Raw genomic sequence first — 20,568 nt, 5'->3', positions numbered from 1 at the left:
TCCGTAGTCTCGTACATACCTTTGATACACCGCTGCCATCAGAAAGGTTCCGGGCCGGCCATGGCGCTCTCCCTCTACGTCGACACCGCTCGCTGGCGGGCGCACCAGAAGACCGTCATCGACCAGTTCCCCGGTGTCATCCCGGTCTGCAAGGGGAACGGTTACGGCTTCGGCCACGAACGCCTCGCGGACGAGGCGGCCCGGAACGGCGCCGACATGCTCGCCGTGGGCACCACCTACGAGGCCGCGCGGATCAAGGACTGGTTCAGCGGCGACCTGCTGGTGCTCACCCCCTTCCGCCGGGGTGAGGAACCGGTTCCGCTGCCCGACCGGGTCATCCGCTCCGTGTCGTCCGTGGACGGCGTCCACGCCCTCGTGGGAGCCCGGGTCGTCATCGAGTGCATGAGCTCGATGAAGCGGCACGGCGTCCGCGAGGAGGAGCTCCCGCAGCTCCACGCCGCCATCGAGGACGTACGCCTGGAGGGCTTCGCGCTCCACCTCCCGCTGGACCGCCCGGACGGCACCGACGCCGTCGAGGAGGTCATCGGCTGGATGGACCGGCTGCGGGCCGCGCGGCTGCCGCTGCACACCATGTTCGTCAGCCATCTGCGGGCCGAGGAGCAGGCGCGTCTCCAGCAGCAGTTCCCGCAGACCCGCTTCCGCGCCCGCATCGGCACCCGGCTCTGGCTGGGCGACCACGAGGCCACGGAGTACCGGGGCGCCGTCCTCGACGTGACCCGGGTCGCCAAGGGCGACCGGTTCGGCTACCGCCAGCAGAAGGCCGCGTCGGACGGCTGGCTGGTCGTGGTCGCCGGCGGCACCTCGCACGGTGTGGGTCTGGAGGCCCCCAAGGCCATGCACGGCGTGATGCCGCGCGCCAAGGGCGTCGCACGGGCCGGTCTCGCCACCGTCAACCGGAACCTTTCGCCTTTCGTCTGGGCCGGGAAGCAGCGCTGGTTCGCCGAGCCGCCGCACATGCAGGTGTCGATCCTGTTCGTGCCGGCCGACGCGCAGGAGCCCCGGGTCGGCGACGAGCTCGTGGCGCATCTGCGCCACACCACGACGCAGTTCGACCGGCTCGTCGAGCGCTGAGCCGGCCGACCGCCCCTCACCCCCGGGAGCTCAGCTCCTGGGGGTTCCCCATTCCACCAGCAGCGCGTCCTCGGCGACCGGGGCCGCGTGCCGGGCGGGACGGGCGGCCCTGCCCAGCGCGAAGACGTCCTCGGCGCCGTCCAGGACGCCTCCGGAGGGGTCGTCCGAGCCGTCCTGCCGGACCGGGTCCTTCTCGGGCGTGAGGATGTCGCGTACGACCATCACGCACAGGTACAGGGTGCCGAGCAGGTGCAGCACGATCACGAACTGGTAGCCGTCCACCGGCAGGCCCTGCTTGTTGCCGCTGGTCGTGAACGCCAGGTACATCCAGACGCCGACGAAGTACATGACCTCGCACGCCTGCCAGATCAGGAAGTCGCGCCAGCGCGGCCTCGCGAGCGCCGCCAGCGGCACCAGCCACAGCACGTACTGCGGTGAGTAGACCTTGTTGGTCAGGACGAACGCGGCGACGACCAGGAACGCCAGCTGGACGAAGCGGGGCCTGCGGGGCGCCGTGAACGCCAGGTAGGCGAGCCCGCCGATCGCCGCCAGCATCAGCAGCAGCGCGTACAGGTTGGCCTGGCCCGGCGTTATGGCGTTGCCCGTCCGCTGGCTGACCAGCAGCCAGACCGAACCGAAGTCGACGTTGCGGTCCCGGCTGAACAGGTAGAACTGCTTCCAGCCCTCGGGGGCGAGCAGCATCACGGGCAGGTTCACCAGGAGCCACGCGCTGCCCGCGGCCAGGACCGCCGTCCCGTACTCCCGCCACTTCCCGGCCCGCCAGCAGAGCAGCAGCAGCGGGCACAGGAGCAGTATCGGGTAGAACTTGGCGGCGGTGGCCAGGCCGAGCAGGATGCCGAAGGCCAGGGGCCGTTCGCGCGACCACATCAGGACCGCGGCGGCCGTCAGCGCGACGGCCAGTATGTCCCAGTTGATCGTCGCGGTCAGCGCGATCGAGGGCGCCAGGGCGACGAGCAGCCCGTCCCAGGGCCGCAGCCGGTGCGTCCGGGCCACACAGACCGCGAGGACGGCGGCGCAGACCATCAGAAGACCCGCGTTGGCCAGCCAGTACGACTGCTCGCGCTGCATCGTGCCGCCGCCGCCCGGCGTGAGCCAGGCCGCGACCTCCATGAAGAGCCCGGTCAGCACCGGGTACTCGAGGAACGGTATGTCGCCGCCCAGCCGGTCGAAGTAGGGCACCAGGCCCTCGGCGAAGCCCCGTCCCGTGAAGAGGTGCGGGATGTCCGAGTAGCAGGCGTGGGTGTACTGGGAGGTCGTGCCCCGGAACCAGGCCCAGTTGTAGCAGGGCAGCTTCTGCACCATGCCGAGGGCGAACATGCCGATGGCCACGAGGGCGATCACCCGCACCGGCGTGAACTGCCCGGTGCCGGTCCTCGCCCGGCGGCCGTAGGGGCCGCCGATCAGTTCGCTGCCGGCGGCGGCCACCTTGTCCCGGTGGGTGGGGATGACCGTCTGCGGCCGGCCCTGGGGCCGGTCCTGCGGCGCGCTCGTCTTCTGGAGGCTCGGCATGGGGGACATCCTGCCGTACGGCTCCGGGAAAACGGCGAGGGCCGCCGCGGCCGGCCCGTACGGAAGGTACGGATCGGACGCGACGGCCCTCTTCCCGCGTGTCGGCGGGGGCCCGGGGAAAGCCCCCGGCGGCGGATCAGCGGCGGATCAGGGGACGAGGCTCCCGTTGCCGGGTTTGCCGTTCCCTCCGCCGGGACCGTTCCCGTCGTCCGTCGGCGTGCCCGTCTCCGTCGGTGTGTCGGTGGTGGGCGGGGTGGTGGTGGGCTCCCCGGTGTTGCCGCCGGGGTCGCCCGGTTCGTCCGTGCAGCCCCAGCCCCAGACGCCACAGGTCGTCTTGTCCGGCTTCGGCGTCCGCGTCGTCGTCGGCGGGGTCGTCGTCGGCGGCGGCGTGGTGGTCGGCGCGGTCGTCGTCGGCGTGGCCGTCGTCTCGGTGGGCGTCGGGGTGGCCGTCGGGGTCGGCGTCGGGCTGGAGGCGCCACCGCCGAAGACGGCCTCGGCGCCCTCGAGCTTCTCCGGCTTCGGGAAGGACTTGGCCGGGTAGCTCTCCACGGCCTCGGTCATGTAGTCCTGCCAGATCCGCGACGGGAACGACGAACCGTGGATCTTCGGCTGGTCACCCGTGCCGAACATCTCCTGGAACTCGCGGTTCTTCTTCGACTCGTCGTCGTCGAACCGGTACATGTCGATCGCGGTCGACAGCTGCGGGGTGTAGCCCACGAACCAGGCCGACTTGTTGCCGTCGGTGGTACCGGTCTTGCCGGCCACATCGCGACCCGGGATCCGGGCCTTCCGGCCGGTGCCCTCTTCGTCCTCCACGACGGAGCGGAGGACGTCGGTGACGTTGTTGGCGACGGCCGGGGAGAAGGGGCTCTCTGTCTTCGCCTTGTGCTGATGGATGACGACACCCTCCTTCTTCACGGACTCCACCGAGTAGGGGTCGTTCTGCTCGCCCTCGTTGGCGAAGGTCGCGTAGGCGCCCGCCATGCGGATGGCACTCGGGCTGGAGATACCGAGGGAGAACGAGGGCACCTCGCCCCCGACGAGCGAGTCGGGGCGCAGGCCCGCGTCGACGGCGGCCTTGCGGACCTTGTCGATGCCGACGTCCATGCCGAGCTGCACGTAGGGCGAGTTGGCCGACTTGATCATGGCGCGACGCAGGGTCATGTCCTTGTAGCTCGCGTCGTCGTCATTCGTCTGCAGCCACTCCTTGCCCTCCTCGTTGTGCCAGATCTCGCCGTTGTACTTGCGGATCTTCAGCTTGTTCTTGCCGGAGTAGCGGCTCTTGTCAGGGTCGACGATCTTGCGGCTGGAGTTGTCCTGGACCTCGCCCAGGGACTTGTCCCGGACGCCGTCCCTCATCGCCGCGGCGAGGACGAACGGCTTGAACGTCGATCCGACCTGGGCGCCGGTGTTGTCGGCGTTGCTCTGGAAGTGCTTGGTCGCGTCGACGCCACCGTAGAGCGCGACGATCTTCCCGGTCGCCGTGTCGACGGAGGCACCGCCGAACTGCACGTTGGTGTCCGTCTTGGGGCGCTTCTTCGGGTCGATGTACTCCTTGAGGATCTTCGTGACCGAGTCCTCCATGGCGTCCACCTTCTTCTTCTCGAAGGTGGTGTAGATCTCGTACCCGCCACGCTCCAGATCCTGTTCGGTGATGCCGAACTGGGCCTTGATGTTGGCCTTCGCGGTGGTGACCAGGTAACCGATCTGACCGCTCAGGTTCGCGCTCTTCCTGGGCTTCTCGACCTTGGGGAACGTCGTGTACTTCGCGCGCTCCGCGGCCGGGAGGTGCCCGTCCTTCTGCATCTCGTCGAGGATCCACGACCACCGGTCGGTGGCCCGCGCGGTGTTCTTCTCGCGCGTGGCCTCCGCGTCGATCTCGGGGTAGCCGGCCGGGTCGTAGTACGTCGCGCCCTTGAGCACCGCGGCGAGCAGCGCGGACTGGCTGGGGTTGAGCTTCTCGGCGTCGACGTTGAAGTACGCGCGGGCCGCCGCCTGGACACCGTAGGCACCGCGGCCGTAGTACGCGGTGTTCAGGTAGCCGGCCATGATCTCGTCCTTGTCGACCTCGCTGCCGACCTTCATGGAGATGAAGAGTTCCTTCACCTTCCGGCTGAGGGTCTGCGACTGGTCGTCGAGGCGGTTGTTCTTCACGTACTGCTGGGTGATCGTCGAACCACCCTGGGTCTCGCCGCCCTTGGCCATGTTCCACACGGCGCGGCCGATGCCCATGGGGTCGATGCCGGAGTCGTCCCAGAAGGTCTTGTTCTCCGCCGAGATCACGGCGTTCTGCATGGACTTCGGGATCTTTTCGAACGGGACGATCTGGCGGTTGGTGCCGCTGCCCGTCGCGACCATCCTGGTCTTGTCCGACCAGTAGTAGATGTTGTTCTGCGACTTCGCGGTCAGCGCCTCGTTGGGGATCTCCACCTGCGTGTACGCGATCGCGGCCGCGCCCATCAGGCTGGCCGTGAAGAACAGGAAGGTGCCCGTCACGAGCTTCCACGACGGCATCCAGCGACGCCAGCCGTACTTTCCGTAGCGGGGGTAGTCGATGATCCGCTTCTTGCCCGGCGGACGTCCGCCGGCACCACGGCCGGGACCGCCGCCGCGGCCACCGCCGCCACCACCACGCCGTCCGCCGCCGGGCCCTGCGGGACCTCCCGGGCCGGCCTCTGCGCCCCTCCGGCGGCTGCCGCGCTGGGCGGCCCTGCGGGCCTCCGCGCGACCGCCGTAGGGCCGCTGCTCCTCCCCGGGGGAGGACGGGGGTCCGTACGAGGCCGACGGGGCCCCCGTACCGACGTCATGGGCCGGGGCCGACCTGCGGCCCACCGGCTGCTGGGCAGCGCGCCGTGCCGCCGCGCGACCGCCCGTCGGCGGCTGCTGCGGCGGCATTTTGCGACGATGCTCGCTCATCGAACGACTACTCCTCGGGCAGGCGTGAACGCCTGGAAGCGGCAGTTGAGTTCCGGTCCCCCCGAAATGCGCACGGCCGGAACCCCATCGGAGGCCCCTCCGTATCGCAGCCGGTCACCCGGAGCACTGACGCCCCTCGGCAGTGCTCGGTTCCCGGTGTTCTGCATGCCGCACAGCCTACGCACGGCCAAAACCCATCTAGGGCCGGAGTTCACCCCAAATCAGGCAAGTCGAACGCTGTGAATTGACGATGTGACGCCGGTCACGGCGGGTCCACTTGTCGGGACCTCCGGGCCGTTCTATCGTGCTGATGTATCGAGTCGATACATCAGCGCGGCATAAGGGCCCCGAAAGCGGAGGAGGAGGCGACGGATGAGCAGACGCTCCGGCATTCTCGAATTCGCCGTCCTCGGCCTGCTGCGCGAGGCTCCGATGCACGGGTACGAGCTGCGCAAGCGCCTCAACACCTCGCTGGGCGTCTTCCGGGCCTTCAGCTACGGAACGCTGTATCCCTGCCTCAAGACGCTGGTCGCTAACGGCTGGTTGATCGAGGAACCGGGCAGCGCTCCCGAAGAGGCCCTGGCCGCTTCACTCGCAGGACGCCGAGCCAAGATCGTCTACCGGTTGACGGCCGCGGGGAAGGAGCACTTCGAAGAGCTCCTGTCCCACACCGGCCCGGACGCCTGGGAGGACGAGCACTTCGCCGCACGCTTCGCCTTCTTCGGGCAGACCGAGCGCGAGGTGCGGATGCGGGTCCTGGAGGGCCGCCGCAGCCGGCTGGAGGAGCGCCTGGAGAAGATGCGCGCCTCCCTGGCCCGGACCCGGGAGCGCCTCGACGACTACACGCTTGAGCTGCAGCGCCACGGTATGGAGTCCGTGGAGCGCGAAGTGCGCTGGCTGAACGAGCTCATCGAGAGCGAGCGGGCAGGGCGGGATCAGCGATCCGGCCCCGGTGCCCCCGCTCTGCACGACAACGATTCTGGAGAAACGGGCGGCCTGCCCCGGCACGGGGGCAGTACCCGGCCGGATCCGTCCGACGACACCGCCAAGTGAAACCCTGCGCACAGCAGGGCTTCCACGATCACACAGGGAGCAACCGGAATGGGTTCGGTTCGCGTAGCCATCGTCGGCGTGGGCAACTGCGCCGCCTCGCTGGTTCAGGGCGTCGAGTACTACAAGGACGCCGACCCGGCGGCCAAGGTCCCCGGCCTGATGCACGTGCAGTTCGGCGACTACCACGTCCGTGACATCGACTTCGTCGCGGCCTTCGACGTCGACGCGAAGAAGGTCGGCCTCGACCTCTCGGACGCCATCGGCGCCAGCGAGAACAACACCATCAAGATCTGCGACGTCCCGAACAAGGGCGTCACGGTCCAGCGCGGCCACACCTTCGACGGTCTCGGCAAGTACTACCGCCTGACCATCGAGGAGTCCGCCGAGGAGCCGGTGGACGTCGTCCAGATCCTCAAGGACCGCGAGGTCGACGTTCTCATCTGCTACCTGCCGGTGGGTTCCGAGGACGCCGCGAAGTTCTACGCGCAGTGCGCCATCGACGCCAAGGTCGCCTTCGTCAACGCCCTTCCGGTCTTCATCGCCGGCACCAAGGAGTGGGCCGACAAGTTCACCGAGGCGGGCGTCCCGATCGTGGGCGACGACATCAAGTCGCAGGTCGGCGCGACCATCACGCACCGCGTGATGGCGAAGCTGTTCGAGGACCGCGGTGTCCGTCTTGAGCGCACCATGCAGCTCAACGTCGGCGGCAACATGGACTTCAAGAACATGCTCGAGCGCGACCGCCTCGAGTCGAAGAAGATCTCGAAGACGCAGGCCGTCACCTCGCAGATCCCCGACCGCGAGCTGGGCGAGAAGAACGTCCACATCGGTCCCTCGGACTACGTGGCCTGGCTGGACGACCGCAAGTGGGCGTACGTCCGCCTCGAGGGCCGCGCCTTCGGCGACGTCCCGCTGAACCTCGAGTACAAGCTCGAGGTGTGGGACTCCCCGAACTCGGCGGGTGTCATCATCGACGCCCTGCGCGCCGCGAAGATCGCCAAGGACCGCGGCATCGGCGGCCCCATCCTCTCCGCGTCGAGCTACTTCATGAAGAGCCCGCCGGTCCAGTACTTCGACGACGAGGCCCTGGCCAACGTCGAGAAGTTCATCAAGGGTGAGGTCGAGCGCTAAGCTCCGCACGCTTGTCGATCGAGGGTCCCCGCGCCACTGCCCGGGGGCCCTCTTCGTATGTGAGTCTTGCTCCCATGTCCGTCGTACGTGATCTGCGCGTACTCCTGCGCCTGACGAACTTCCGCCGCCTGCTCGCCGTCCGGCTGCTCTCCCAGTGCGCCGACGGCGTCTACCAGGTGGCCCTCGCCACGTACGTCGTGTTCTCCCCCGAGAAGCAGACCTCCCCCGCCGCGATCGCCTCCGCCATGGCGGTCCTCCTGCTGCCGTACTCGCTCGTCGGACCCTTCGCGGGGGTGCTCCTCGACCGCTGGCAGCGCCGCCAGGTCTTCCTCTACGGCAACCTGCTGCGGGCCGTCCTCGCCGGCGGGACGGCCGTGCTCGTCCTCGCCTCCGTTCCCGACTGGCTCTTCTACGCCTCCGCGCTCTCCGTCACGGCCGTCAACCGCTTCGTCCTCGCCGGGCTCTCGGCCTCGCTCCCGAGGGTCGTCGACGACGAACGGCTCGTCGTGGCGAACTCGCTCTCCCCCACGGCCGGCACCCTCGCCGCGACTGCGGGCGGCGGGCTCGCGTTCGGCATCCAGCTGATCGCCGACAAGTCCGACGCCGCCGTGGTGGCCTTCGGTGCCTTCCTCTACCTCTGCGCCGCCCTCGCCTCGCTGCGGATGTCCCGGGAGCTCCTGGGCCCCGATCCGGCCCTCGTGCCGCAGCGGCTCCGTTCCGCCCTGGCATCGACGGCCCGCGGCCTGGGCGAGGGGCTGCGCCACCTCGGGGAGCGACGGCCGGCCGCCCGCGCGCTCGTCGCGGTGGGCCTCATGCGCTTCTGCTACGGCGCCCTGCTCGTCACGGTGCTCATGCTCTGCCGCTACGAGTGGAGCTCCACGGAGTCCGAGGGGCTCGGGCTCCTCGGTATCGCCGTCGGCACCTCGGGCGCGGGATTCTTCGCGGCGGCCCTGCTCTCCCCGTGGGCGGTGGGACGGCTCGGGCCCTTCGGCTGGATGACGGTGTGCGCGGCGACGGCAGCCGTGCTCGAACCGGTGCTGGGCCTGACCTTCGCCCCGCTGCCCTTCTTCGCCGCCGCCTTCGTCCTCGGGCTCACCACCCAGGGATCCAAGATCGCGACGGACACGGTGGTGCAGACCTCCGTGGACGATGCCTTCCGAGGCCGGGTCTTCGCGCTGTACGACGTGCTGTTCAACGTGGCCTTCGTGGCCGCGGCGGGGGTCGCGGCGCTGATGCTGCCGCCCGACGGCCGATCCGCGCTGCTGGTCGTGCTGGTGGCCGTGATCTACGCGGGCATCGCTCTCGCCCTGCGCGGGCGACGCACGGCGGAGGGGTGATGTTTCACGTGAAACATCACCCCTCGCAGCTGTCGTGCGGGCCGACGTTTCACGTGAAACATCGCCGCGCGCGGCCGGTGCTCAGCCCTGCGTGGCCCACCACTCCTTGAGTGCGGCCACGGCCTGCTCGTGCTCCATCGGCCCGTTCTCCAGGCGCAGCTCCAGCAGGAACTTGTAGGCCTGCCCGATGGCGGGACCGGGACCGATGCCCAGGGTCTCCTGGATCTGGTTGCCGTCGAGGTCGGGACGGATCGCGTCGAGCTCCTCCTGCTCCTGGAGCTGGGCGATGCGGTCCTCCAAGCCGTCGTAGGCACGGGAGAGCGCGCCCGCCTTGCGCTTGTTGCGGGTGGTGCAGTCCGAGCGGGTCAGCTTGTGCAGACGCGAGAGCATCGGGCCGGCGTCCCGGACGTAGCGGCGCACGGCCGAGTCGGTCCACTCTCCGGTCCCGTAGCCGTGGAAGCGGAGGTGCAGCTCCACGAGCCGCGAGACATCCCGGATCATCTCGTTGGAGTACTTGAGCGCGGTCATGCGCTTCTTGGTCATCTTCGCGCCCACCACCTCGTGGTGGTGGAAGGAGACCCGGCCGTCCTTCTCGAAGCGGCGGGTGCGCGGCTTGCCGATGTCGTGGAGCAGGGCCGCGATGCGCAGCACCAGGTCGGGGCCGTCCTCCTCCAGGTCGATGGCCTGGTCGAGCACGGTCAGCGAGTGCTCGTAGACGTCCTTGTGACGGTGGTGCTCGTCGCTCTCCAGGCGCAGCGCCGGCAGCTCGGGGAGCACATGGTCGGCGAGACCCGTGTCCACGAGCAGGCCGAGGCCCTTCCTCGGGTGGGAGGAGAGCAGCAGCTTGTTGAGCTCGTCACGGACCCGCTCGGCGGAGACGATCTCGATCCGGCCGGACATCTCCTTCATCGCCGTGACGACCTCGGGGGCCACCTCGAAGTCGAGCTGAGCGGCGAAACGCGCGGCCCGCATCATGCGCAGCGGGTCGTCGGAGAAGGACGCCTCCGGCGTACCCGGTGTGCGCAGCACCCGGGCGGCGAGGTCTTCAAGGCCGCCGTACGGGTCGATGAACTCCTTCTCCGGGAGTGCCACGGCCATGGCGTTGACGGTGAAGTCGCGCCGGACGAGATCGTCGTCGATGGAGTCGCCGTAGGACACCTCGGGCTTGCGCGAGGTCCGGTCGTACGCCTCCGAGCGGTACGTGGTGACCTCGATCTGGTAGGTCTGATCGACGTCTCCGACGCGGGCCTCCTTGTGGCAGCCGACGGTCCCGAAGGCGATGCCGACCTCCCACACCGCGTCCGCCCACGGCCGGACGATCTTCAATACGTCCTCGGGGCGGGCGTCGGTGGTGAAGTCCAGGTCGTTGCCGAGCCGGCCGAGCAACGCGTCCCGTACCGAGCCACCGACCAGCGCGAGGCTGAACCCGGCATCCTGGAAGCGGCGGGCGAGGTCGTCGGCGACAGGGGACACACGGAGCAGTTCACTGACCGCGCGGCGTTGCACCTGGCTCAGTGCAGTCGGGGTGTCTTCGTTGGCGTTCGGCACAACAGAAAAGGGTACGTGCCCCGGCCCGCGCCGACGTCCTCGTTTTCCCGCGGCCGGCGCACCGGGAGCCGTCGGACGGGACCGGTCGAAGATCGCCTGGAGCAGTCCCCGGCACTTGCTCCCAGCGTGCCTCGTTACCATGCCTGGACACAGCAACCGGGAACCACCCACCCCACTGACACCAGAGACAACGACGAGGACGGGCGAACGCGTGGCCGAGGCGGCAGACATCCAGGGGACCGGTCCCTCACCTGCCCGCCGATGGCTGCGGCGCACGATCACCGTCGCCTTCGGGGCACCGCTCCTGGCCGGCCTCCTCCAGGCCCCGGCCACGGCCGCCCCGGCCCCCGCGGCCGCCGCGGCCGAGGACGCCGCCGTCTCGAAGACCGTCGATGTGTCTCTCGACACGCTGGCGCCCAGCGCGCCCGTCGAGGGGGACACGGTCACCCTCACCGGCACGGTGACCAACCGGGGCAAGAAGGCGGTGACCGACGCGACCGTGGATCTGCGCGTCGGACCGCAGATGACCAGCCGCAGCGAGATCGAGCAGGTGGCGGGGCGCACCGGCTACCGGCCCTACAGCGACCCCGCACCCCTCGACGACGCTCCCGAGGTCAAGATCCCCCGGCTGAACCCGGGCCTCAGCGCGGACTTCTCCTTCTCCGTCCCGGTCTCCGACCTCGGATTCGACGAGGCGGGGGTCTACCAGCTGGGCGTCTCGCTCAGCGGGCAGACCTCGGATCACCGCTACGACCGGGTGCTCGGCATCGAGCGGACCTTCGTCCCGTACCAGCCCGAGGCCACCGAGAAGAGGACCCAGCTCACCTACCTCTGGCCGCTGATCTCCTCGGCCCATGTGTCGGCCGAGACGGCCACCGACGACCAGCAGACCCCGGTGTTCGAGGACGACGCCCTGGCGGCCGAGCTGAAGCCGGGCGGGCGGCTCGACGAGCTCGTCTCCCTGGGCAAGGACCTCCCGGTCACCTGGGTGGTCGACCCGGATCTCCTGGCCTCCGTCGACGCCATGGCGAACGGCTACCGCGTCAAGGACGGCACCCTGCACGTCCCCGGGAAGCACCAGGCCCTCGCCGAGCGGTGGCTGGACTCGCTGGAGAAGGCCGTCCAGGGGCACAAGGTGGTGGCCCTGCCCTTCGCCGACCCCGATCTCGCCTCCCTCGCCCACCGCGGCAAGGACGTCCCCGGCTCGCTGGGGCACCTCCAGTCGGCGACCGCCCTCGCCGGGACGACGGTCGAGACGATCCTCCACGTCCAGCCCGCCACCGACTTCGCCTGGCCCGTCGACGGGGCCGTCGATCCGTCCATCGTGGCGGTGGCGACCTCGGCCGGTGCCGACAAGGTGATCGCCCGCAGCGACAGCGTCCGCGACGACCTCCCGTACACGCCCACCGCGGCCCGCCCCTTCAGCAACGGCACGACCGCGGTGGTGAGCGACGCGCTCCTGTCCACGGCCTTCGACGGGGACATGGTCCGGACGGAGAACTCGACGCTCGCGGTCCAGGAGTTCCTCGCCCAGTCCCTGGCGATCACCCTGGAGCAGCCGGAGGACCAGCGCAGCGTCGTGGTCGCCCCGCAGCGGGTGCCGACCGTCGCGCAGGCGCAGACCATGGCGACCGCCCTGCGCGGGCTCTCCGCCAAGCGCTGGAGCCAGCCCAGCGACCTCCTGGCGGCCGCCGCGGCCAAGCCGGACCCCGACGCCTCCACCGCGGTGCCCGCCGGCTCCCGGTACCCGAAGAAGCTGCGCGACCGTGAGCTTCCGGTCCAGGCCTTCCGGGACATGAAGACCACGCGCGACGAGCTGGACGACTTCAAGGTCATCCTCACCGCCCAGTACCGCGTCGTGCCCCCCTTCACCAACGCGATCAACCGCGAGATGTCGACCTCGTGGCGCGGACAGGCACGGGCCGCCGCGCTCTACCGGATCAACGTCCTGGAGTACCTGCAGACCCTCACCGAGGGGGTGCAGCTGGTCGACAAGTCCGACCTCACGCTCTCCGGCCGCAGCGCGACGATCCCCGTGACCGTCCAGAACAAGCTGCTGCAGGACGTGCATCTCGTACTGCGGCTCACCTCCGGCAGCAAGAACCGCCTCAACCTGAGCGGCGAGCGGTACAAAGAACTGCCCGTGAAGATCAGCGGCGGCCACAGCCAGTCGGTGAAGTTCTCCGCCTCCGCCAACGTCAACGGCCAGGTGCCGATGACGGCGCAGCTCTACACCGAGGACGGCACGCCCTACGGGCAGCCGATGACGTTCACCGTGAAGGTCTCCGAGATCACCGCCACGGTGATGCTGGTGATCGCCGGCGGCGTCCTCCTCCTCGTCCTGGCCGGCGTACGGATGTACAGCCAGCGCAAGCGGGTGGCCGCGCGGAACGCCGAGGCCGAGGCCAAGGCGGACACCGCCCCGGAGGAGACGGAGCCGCAGCCGGAATCCAGGGCGGCCCGCGAGGCGGAACCCGGGGCGGACACGCCGCGGGAGCCGGAAGCCGCTTCGGAGGAGCCCGAAACGGACGAACCCGAGCAGCCGAGTGACCTGACACCGGACACCGGGCCCGAAAGCGGCGACCCGTCGGGCACGGGTGAGAAAGTGGACCGTTGAGCGATGCCGTGGCCGGTCGGCCGGGGACGATGAGGTGGGGTAACCATGAACGCGCCGTACGACGGTGACCGCGGCCAGGGCGCGGGCGGCACGCCGCCGTCCGGTGGGACGCCCGCGGCGCCCCCCGGCTCCGGCCAGCAGCCGGTGCCGCCCCTGCCACCCGGTGCCCCCGGCCCCCAGGGGCACGCCCCCTACACGCCGGACGGCTACCCGCAGGACGGCTACGCGCAGGGCGCGTACCAGCAGAACCCGTACGCCCAGGACCCCTACGTCCAGGACGCCTTCACCCACGACCCGTACCGGGCCCAGGACCTGTCCGCGCAGGACCCGGTGACCGAGGCGCTCTACGACCGCGCCGCGCACCCGCCGCCCCCGCCCGGCACGTACCCGGAGCCGCAGCCGCTCTACCAGCAGCCCGCCGCACCCCACCACGCTCCCGACCCCCGGGTGTGGGCCCAGACGCCCGCTCCGGAGCCCGAGGGCCCCTCCCGCCACCTCCCGTACGGCGACGACGCGCGCACCGTCCAGTTCACCGGCGTCGACGACCTGGTGACCCGGGCCGGCGAGGAGGAACCCGAGCCGGACGCCTTCGCGCACCTCTACCGGGACCAGCAGACGCCCGGCCAGGTGCCCCCGCCCGCCCCGGAGCCGGATCCCATGCCCGCGCCCGCCCCCAAGAAGTCCGGCCGCGCCTCGGGGCTGCTCAAGTCGAGCGCGGTGATGGCCGCCGGCACCCTGGTCTCCCGGCTGACCGGCTTCGTCCGCAGCCTGGTGATCACCGGTGCGCTCGGCGCCGCCCTGCTCGGTGACACCTTCACCATCGCCTACACCCTGCCGACGATGATCTACATCCTCACCGTCGGCGGCGGCCTCAACTCGGTCTTCGTCCCGCAGCTCGTCCGCTCGATGAAGAACGACGAGGACGGCGGCGAGGCCTACGCCAACCGGCTGCTCACCCTCGTGATGGTGGCGCTCGGCGCGATCGTGGTCCTGGCCGTCTTGGCGGCGCCGCTGCTCATCCGGCTGATGTCGAACACCATCGCCGACGACGCCGCCGCCAACAGCGTGGCCGTGACCTTCGCCCGCTACTGCCTGCCCACGATCTTCTTCATGGGCGTGCACGTGGTGATGGGTCAGATCCTCAACGCCCGCGGCAAGTTCGGCGCGATGATGTGGACCCCGGTCCTCAACAACATCGTCATGATCGTCACCTTCGGCCTGTTCATCTGGGTCTACGGCACCTCCGCCGAGTCCCACATGGGTGTGCAGACCATCCCCGACGACGGCATCCGCCTGCTCGGCATCGGCACCCTGCTCGGACTCGTCGTCCAGGCCCTGGCGATGATCCCGTACCTCCGGGAGACCGGCTTCCGCTTCCGGCCCCGCTTCGACTGGAAGGGCCACGGGCTCGGCAAGACGGTCAAGCTGGCCAAGTGGACCGTGCTCTTCGTCCTCGCCAACCAGGCCGGCGTCCTGGTCGTCACCCAGCTCGCCACGGCGGCCGGTGAGGCGTCCGGCAAGAACGGCGCGGGCTTCCTCGCCTATTCCAACGCCCAGCTGATCTGGGGCATGCCGCAGGCCATCATCACGGTCTCCGTCATGGCCGCGCTGCTGCCGCGGATCTCCCGCGCCGCCCACGACAACGACCCGGGCGCCGTCCGGGACGACATCTCGCAGGGACTGCGCAACTCGGCCGTCGCGATCGTCCCGGTCTCCTTCGCCTTCCTGGCGCTCGGCGTCCCGATGTGCACCCTGCTCTACGCCTCCAGCGGCGTCGAGGCGGCCCAGGGCATGGGCTTCATCCTGATGGCCTTCGGCCTCGGCCTGATCCCCTACTCCGTCCAGTACGTCGTGCTCCGCGGCTTCTACGCCTACGAGGACACCCGGACGCCCTTCTACAACACGGTCATCGTCGCCGCCGTCAACGCGGCCGCCTCCGCGATCTGTTACGTCGTCCTGCCCGCCCAGTGGGCCGTCGTCGGCATGGCCGCCTCGTACGGCCTCGCGTACGCCGTCGGTGTCGGCATCGCCTGGCGCCGCCTCAGCAAGCGGCTGGGGGGCGACCTGGACGGCACCCACGTCCTGCGGACCTACGCCCGTCTGTGCATGGCCTCCGTGCCCGCTGCCATTGTCTCCGGCGCCGTCGGCTTCGGCCTGCTGAAGCTCCTCGGCGAGGGGGCGTTGGGCTCGCTCGTCGCCCTGGTCGTCGGTGGAGCGGTGCTCCTCGGAGTCTTCTTCGTCGCGGCCAAGCGCATGCGGATCGCGGAGCTGAACACCCTGGTGGGAATGGTGCGCGGACGCCTGGGACGCTGAGTCTTCAGCTCCCGCACAACCATCGGGGGGAACCGCGTGTCGTGCATAGCGTCCGACTGTGGGCACAATTGGCTTGGCTGTTGGATGTGGCGCAACGGATGGGGAGGCAGGGAACGACGGTGGCGGAACGTAGCACGGCTGCCGTCGACGTGGCCGACAACAGCGGAAACGACCCGCTGACCGCCAAGGCGGACACGGCCGCGACCGACGGGGTGGCGGACAAGAGGAAGACGGCGGAACAGCCCGCCGAGGCCACGGACAAGAAGGCGGTCGAACGACAGAGCGGCGAACAGCCCTCCCTCACGGCTCCGGAGCTGCACAGCGGCCACAAACTGGCCCGGCGCTACCGGCTGGAGGAGTGCGTCACCCGTCTGGACGGCTTCAGCAGCTGGCGGGCCGTCGACGAGAAACTGAGGCGTGCCGTCGGTGTCCACCTGCTGCCCGCCGACCACCCCCGGGCCCGGTCGGTCCTGGCCGCGGCCCGCTCCTCGGCCCTCCTCGGCGACCCCCGCTTCGTGCAGGTCCTCGACGCCGTCGAGGAGAACGACCTCGTGTACGTGGTGCACGAGTGGCTGCCCGACTCCACCGAGCTGACCACGCTGCTCGCAGCCGGTCCCCTGGAGCCCCACGACGCCTACCAGCTCGTCAGCCAGGTCTCCCAGGCCATGGCCGCCGCCCACCGCGAAGGCCTCGCCCATCTCCGGCTCACGCCGAGCGCCGTCCTGCGCAGCTCCACCGGCCAGTACCGGATCCGCGGCCTGGCCGTGAACGCCGCCCTGCGCGGCATCACCGCCGAACGTCCGCAGCGCAACGACACCGAGGCCATCGGCGCGCTCCTGTACGCCGCGCTCACCCAGCGCTGGCCGTACGACAGCGACGCCTACGGTCTCTCCGGCCTGCCCAAGGGCGTCGGCCTGCTCCCGCCCGACCAGGTCCGCGCCGGTGTCCACCGGGGTCTCTCCGAGATCGCCATGCGCGCCCTGGCCAACGACGGGGCCACCGCATCGCGCCAGGAGCCGCCCTGCACCACTCCGGACGAGCTGGCCAAGGCCGTGGCCGCCATGCCCCGTGTGAAGCCCCCGGAGCCCGAGTTCACCGCCCCGCCCGAGTACCAGCGCACGACGTACCAGCAGGGCACGTACGGGCGTCCTCAGCCGCGTCCGACGACCACCCAGCCGGTGGTCATCCCGCCGCCTCCGCTGCAGAGCCGCACGGGCAGGGCCCTGAAGTGGGCCGTCTCGGCCCTCCTGATCGCCGCGCTCGGCCTCGGCAGCTGGCAGATCGCGGACCGGCTCCTCGCTCCGGACTCCCCGCAGAAGGAGACCCCGGCACCTGCGGCGACCGCCGACGAGAAGCCCGCCCCGCTCAAGCCGGTCACCATCGAGTCGGCCCAGGACTTCGACCCGCTGGGCAACGGCTCGGAGAAGCCCCAGGCCATAGACCTCGCCTTCGACGGCGATCCCAGCACGTACTGGTACACCGAGAACTACCGCGGCCTCGGCTTCGCCAATCTGAAGACCGGCGTGGGCCTCGTGCTCGACCTGGGCAAGGCGCAGAGCATCAGCGAGGTCGACCTGTCGTTCGTCGGCGACACGTCGGTGGAGCTGCGTACGGCACCGTCCGACGCGACGTCGCAGCCGTCCCAGCCGGATTCGTACACCACCCAGGCGAAGGGACAGGGCAGCGAGGTCGCCCTGAAGCTCACCAAGCCCGTCACGACCCGCTACGTTCTCGTGTGGCTGACGGAACTGCCCTCCAACGACGGCGGCTACCGGGGCAAGCTGAGCGAAGTAAAGATCATGGGCTGACGACCGCAGGGGAGGGGGCTCACCGTTGGACCGACCGATAGACGACGCCACGGACGACCAGGAACTCCTGGCTCGCCATGTCGCCGGCGATCCCGACGCCTTCGGTGAGCTCGTACGGCGCCACCGCGACCGGCTCTGGGCGGTGGCCCTGCGCACCCTGGGAGACCGCGAGGAGGCCGCTGACGCCGTCCAGGACGCCCTGTTGTCCGCCTTCCGGGCCGCCCACACCTTCCGCGGCCAGTCGGCCGTCACGACGTGGCTCCACCGCATCACGGTGAACGCCTGCCTCGACCGCCTCCGCAAGGCGGCCTCACGCAAGACCTCTCCGGTCGACGACAACGACCGCTTCGAGCAGCTCCTCGAACCCCACGAGTCCGCCGAGGCCCCCGTGGAGCGGCACGACGTCCACCGCGAGGTCCTCGCCGCCCTGGGTTCGATCCCCGCCGATCAGCGCGCCGCCCTCGTCCTGGTCGACATGCAGGGATATCCGGTCGCGGAGGCGGCCCGTATCCTCGGCGTTCCCACCGGCACGGTGAAGAGCCGCTGCGCGCGCGGGCGGGCACGGCTGCTTCCGATGGTCACTCATCTGCGCGTCGACACCGTGGGTAACGAAGCCCCTGATGGGGGAAGGAACCGGACGCCGGGGACATCCGTCCCACCGGTGCCGGGGCCGACGGACACCGGACCGACTGATCCAGCTGCTGTGAAGGGCGGAGGTGGGCGCACGTGACTTCCACGGCCGGCAGGGCCAACACCACACAGCACCCGGACGTCTCGGAGATCTCCGATCTGACCGAGGGGCTCCTCTCACCGAGCCGCTCGGCCGCCGTCCGCCGACACCTGGACGGATGCCCCCTCTGCGCGGACGTACGCACCTCCCTGGACGAGATCCGGGGGCTGCTCGGCACGCTGCCCGGGCCGCCCCGCATGCCCGCGGAGATCGCCGGACGGATCGACGCCGCTCTCGCCGCCGAGGCTCTTCTCAACGCCACGACGCAGAAGGGCGACGCCCCCGTTTCACGTGAAACATCGCCCGTCCCCGCCGCAGCGGCTCCCGCGGACTCCTCCGCGCGGGCCGCAGACCGCTCCGCAGGCCGCGGCGCGAACCGGCCTGCCGGGCGCTCCGGCGCCGCCACCGGCCCCGGGCGGGCAGGGAAACCCCGCCGCCGTCGTATCGCCCTGCTCTCGACGCTCGGCGCCGCCTTCGGCGCCGTGGTCCTCGCCACGAGCCTCTATCTCAGCCAGGCGGGCAATCTCACCGCCGGCGGTGAGGCGGGCGACACCAAGAAGGCCGACACGGTCGCCGGGGCGGCCGTGAGCCCCTTCTCCGGCTCCCCGGTCGAGGACCGGGTCCACGCGCTCCTGACCGAGGACCGGTCCACCGGGACACCTCGTGGAATCGGACCGGAATCGATGTCCGCCGAGACCGAGAGCAGGGCTCCCCAGCGGAACAGGGACACCGCCGTCCCCGGCTGCGTGCTCGCCGGCACGGGCCGGTCCGACGCGGTCCTCACGCACGAGCAGGGCGAATACCAGGGGAAGTCCGCCTATCTGCTGGTGCTCACCGATCCCGCGGACAGCAGCCGGGTCCAGGCCTATGTGGTCGACGCCACGTGCGCGGAGCAGAGCAGCGGGAGCGGAAGCACGGACGCCGATCTGCTGTTCAGCGGGACGTACCCCCGCTCCTGACCTCTCTCTGCGTCCGCCGGCGGTGCCGCGCGGCGGTTTCGGGAATGTACGCCCCTTAGGATCCGTTGGGTGGGGTGAGAGTGACCGAGACAACCGCCCCCGTAGGCAGTGCCAGTCTGCAGAGACGAGGAAGAAACCCGTGAGCGACGTCCGTAACGTGATCATTATCGGCTCCGGGCCCGCGGGTTACACCGCTGCGCTCTACACCGCCCGAGCGTCGCTGAACCCCCTGGTCTTCGAAGGTGCCGTCACCGCGGGTGGCGCGCTCATGAACACGACCGAGGTCGAGAACTTCCCCGGCTTCCGCGACGGCATCATGGGCCCGGACCTGATGGACAACATGAGGGCCCAGGCCGAGCGCTTCGGCGCTGAGCTCGTCCCCGACGACATCATCTCCGTGGACCTGTCGGGTGACATCAAGACCGTCACCGACACCGTCGGCACGGTGCACCGCGCCAAGGCCGTCATCGTCACCACCGGCTCGCAGCACCGCAAGCTCGGCCTCCCGAACGAGGACGCTCTCTCCGGCCGCGGTGTCTCCTGGTGCGCCACCTGCGACGGGTTCTTCTTCAAGGACCAGGACATCGCCGTCGTCGGCGGCGGCGACACCGCGATCGAGGAGGCCACCTTCCTCTCGCGCTTCGCCAAGACGGTCACCATCGTCCACCGCCGGGACACCCTCCGTGCCTCGAAGGCCATGCAGGAGCGTGCCTTCGCCGACCCGAAGATCTCCTTCGCCTGGGACAGCGAGGTCACCGAGATCCACGGTGAGCAGAAGCTCAGCGGACTGACCCTGCGCGACACGAAGACCGGCGAGACCCGCCAGCTGCCCGTCACCGGCCTCTTCATCGCCGTGGGCCACGACCCCCGGACCGAGCTCTTCAAGGGCCAGCTGGACCTCGACGAGGAGGGCTACCTCAAGGTCGCCGCACCGTCGACGCGCACCAACCTCACGGGTGTCTTCGCCGCCGGCGACGTCGTCGACCACACCTACCGTCAGGCCATCACGGCCGCCGGCACCGGCTGCTCCGCCGCGCTGGACGCCGAGCGCTTCCTGGCCGCCCTCGCCGACAGCGAGAAGCTGGCCGAGACCCCCGCGGTCTGACCCCGTCTCTCCTCACCCCACACCACCCCACACCCCGCGAGAACAAGGAGGCCGCTGTGGCCCTGAAGACTGTGACCGACGCTTCCTTCGAAGAGGACGTCCTCAAGAGCGACAAGCCTGTCCTGGTGGACTTCTGGGCCGAGTGGTGCGGCCCGTGCCGCCAGATCGCCCCGTCGCTCGAGGCCATCGCCGCCGAGCACGGCGAGATCGAGATCGTGAAGCTCAACATCGACCAGAACCCGGCCACGGCTGCCAAGTACGGCGTCATGTCCATCCCGACGCTGAACGTCTACCAGGGCGGCGAGGTCGTGAAGACGATCGTCGGTGCCAAGCCGAAGGCCGCCATCCTGCGTGACCTCGAAGGCTTCGTCGAGCCGACCAAGGCCTGACGCCTCCCCCTGCCGCTGTTTCACGGTTTCACGTGAAACA

Annotated in this window: 14 protein-coding genes; 11 read left to right on the top strand and 3 right to left on the bottom strand. The window is 70.2% G+C overall.

Annotation, left to right across the window (positions count from 1 at the left end):
* Positions 1 to 60: 60 nt before the first annotated feature.
* The gene (locus tag AMK27_RS18425; protein WP_073908767.1) at positions 61 to 1,092 is read left to right on the top strand and encodes an alanine racemase; all 1,032 of its coding nucleotides are present in this window, start codon (positions 61 to 63) and stop codon (positions 1,090 to 1,092) included.
* 30 nt (positions 1,093 to 1,122) lie between these two features.
* Here the strand turns inward: AMK27_RS18425 and AMK27_RS18420 are convergent, their stop codons facing one another.
* Together AMK27_RS18420 and AMK27_RS18415 are read right to left on the bottom strand one after the other, a co-directional pair.
* Positions 1,123 to 2,622, bottom strand: coding sequence for a glycosyltransferase family 87 protein (locus tag AMK27_RS18420; protein WP_073908764.1), 1,500 nt, complete (start codon positions 2,620 to 2,622; stop codon positions 1,123 to 1,125).
* A 147-nt stretch (positions 2,623 to 2,769) separates the two neighbouring features.
* Positions 2,770 to 5,538, bottom strand: a complete 2,769-nt coding sequence (locus AMK27_RS18415; protein ID WP_073908761.1) for a transglycosylase domain-containing protein — start codon at positions 5,536 to 5,538, stop codon at positions 2,770 to 2,772.
* A 372-nt stretch (positions 5,539 to 5,910) separates the two neighbouring features.
* Here AMK27_RS18415 and AMK27_RS18410 point away from each other — a divergent pair, with 372 nt between their 5' ends.
* The 3 genes from AMK27_RS18410 to AMK27_RS18400 all read left to right on the top strand — a co-directional run bounded on the left by AMK27_RS18410 (position 5,911) and on the right by AMK27_RS18400 (position 9,059).
* Positions 5,911 to 6,591 (top strand): PadR family transcriptional regulator, encoded by a 681-nt coding sequence (locus AMK27_RS18410; protein WP_073908758.1) that lies wholly within the window; start codon positions 5,911 to 5,913, stop codon positions 6,589 to 6,591.
* Positions 6,592 to 6,639: 48 nt separating this feature from the next.
* The gene (locus AMK27_RS18405; protein WP_073908753.1) at positions 6,640 to 7,722 is read left to right on the top strand and encodes an inositol-3-phosphate synthase; all 1,083 of its coding nucleotides are present in this window, start codon (positions 6,640 to 6,642) and stop codon (positions 7,720 to 7,722) included.
* 74 nt (positions 7,723 to 7,796) lie between these two features.
* A complete protein-coding gene (locus tag AMK27_RS18400; protein WP_073908748.1) occupies positions 7,797 to 9,059 on the top strand; it encodes an MFS transporter in 1,263 nt (420 codons plus the stop codon).
* A gap of 81 nt (positions 9,060 to 9,140) precedes the next feature.
* Here AMK27_RS18400 and AMK27_RS18395 read toward each other — a convergent pair whose 3' ends face one another.
* Entirely contained in the window at positions 9,141 to 10,607 is a 1,467-nt protein-coding gene (locus AMK27_RS18395) for a CCA tRNA nucleotidyltransferase (protein ID WP_073908745.1), read from the bottom strand.
* 211 nt (positions 10,608 to 10,818) lie between these two features.
* On the opposite strand from AMK27_RS18395, the gene AMK27_RS18390 reads away from it, so the two are divergent.
* The 7 genes from AMK27_RS18390 to trxA all read left to right on the top strand — a co-directional run bounded on the left by AMK27_RS18390 (position 10,819) and on the right by trxA (position 20,528).
* Entirely contained in the window at positions 10,819 to 13,224 is a 2,406-nt protein-coding gene (locus AMK27_RS18390) for a DUF6049 family protein (protein WP_073908742.1), read from the top strand.
* 45 nt (positions 13,225 to 13,269) lie between these two features.
* The gene (gene murJ / locus AMK27_RS18385) at positions 13,270 to 15,537 is read left to right on the top strand and encodes a murein biosynthesis integral membrane protein MurJ (protein WP_073908739.1); all 2,268 of its coding nucleotides are present in this window, start codon (positions 13,270 to 13,272) and stop codon (positions 15,535 to 15,537) included.
* A gap of 119 nt (positions 15,538 to 15,656) precedes the next feature.
* On the top strand, positions 15,657 to 17,345 hold the full coding sequence (locus tag AMK27_RS18380) for a protein kinase family protein (RefSeq protein WP_073908736.1): 1,689 nt from the start codon (positions 15,657 to 15,659) through the stop codon (positions 17,343 to 17,345).
* Between the two features lie 25 nt (positions 17,346 to 17,370).
* Positions 17,371 to 18,075, top strand: coding sequence for an RNA polymerase sigma factor SigM (sigM, locus tag AMK27_RS18375; RefSeq protein WP_252121804.1), 705 nt, complete (start codon positions 17,371 to 17,373; stop codon positions 18,073 to 18,075).
* The gene (locus AMK27_RS18370; protein WP_073908733.1) at positions 18,072 to 19,034 is read left to right on the top strand and encodes a zf-HC2 domain-containing protein; all 963 of its coding nucleotides are present in this window, start codon (positions 18,072 to 18,074) and stop codon (positions 19,032 to 19,034) included. The genes sigM and AMK27_RS18370 overlap by 4 nt, the downstream gene beginning before the upstream one ends.
* 139 nt (positions 19,035 to 19,173) lie before the next feature.
* Complete coding sequence (trxB, locus tag AMK27_RS18365; RefSeq protein WP_073908730.1) at positions 19,174 to 20,139, top strand: thioredoxin-disulfide reductase; 966 nt, start codon at positions 19,174 to 19,176, stop codon at positions 20,137 to 20,139.
* Positions 20,140 to 20,195: 56 nt separating this feature from the next.
* Entirely contained in the window at positions 20,196 to 20,528 is a 333-nt protein-coding gene (trxA, locus tag AMK27_RS18360; RefSeq protein WP_030321223.1) for a thioredoxin, read from the top strand.
* Positions 20,529 to 20,568: the final 40 nt, after the last annotated feature.

The organism is Streptomyces sp. CB02009, from assembly GCF_001905825.1.
In the GTDB taxonomy this organism is placed as follows: Bacteria; Actinomycetota; Actinomycetes; order Streptomycetales; family Streptomycetaceae; genus Streptomyces.
The sequence above is the reverse complement of the archived record's forward strand: the minus strand, read 5'-3'. Positions and strand labels throughout refer to the sequence as shown.

Coding starts and splice junctions, on each gene's coding strand:
- murJ (WP_073908739.1), top strand. CDS start 13,270: ATGAACGCGCCGTACGACGGTGACCGCGGCCAGGGCGCGGGCGGCACG.
- AMK27_RS18410 (WP_073908758.1), top strand. CDS start 5,911: ATGAGCAGACGCTCCGGCATTCTCGAATTCGCCGTCCTCGGCCTGCTG.
- AMK27_RS18400 (WP_073908748.1), top strand. CDS start 7,797: ATGTCCGTCGTACGTGATCTGCGCGTACTCCTGCGCCTGACGAACTTC.
- AMK27_RS18405 (WP_073908753.1), top strand. CDS start 6,640: ATGGGTTCGGTTCGCGTAGCCATCGTCGGCGTGGGCAACTGCGCCGCC.
- AMK27_RS18415 (WP_073908761.1), bottom strand. CDS start 5,538: ATGAGCGAGCATCGTCGCAAAATGCCGCCGCAGCAGCCGCCGACGGGC.
- AMK27_RS18420 (WP_073908764.1), bottom strand. CDS start 2,622: ATGCCGAGCCTCCAGAAGACGAGCGCGCCGCAGGACCGGCCCCAGGGC.
- AMK27_RS18425 (WP_073908767.1), top strand. CDS start 61: ATGGCGCTCTCCCTCTACGTCGACACCGCTCGCTGGCGGGCGCACCAG.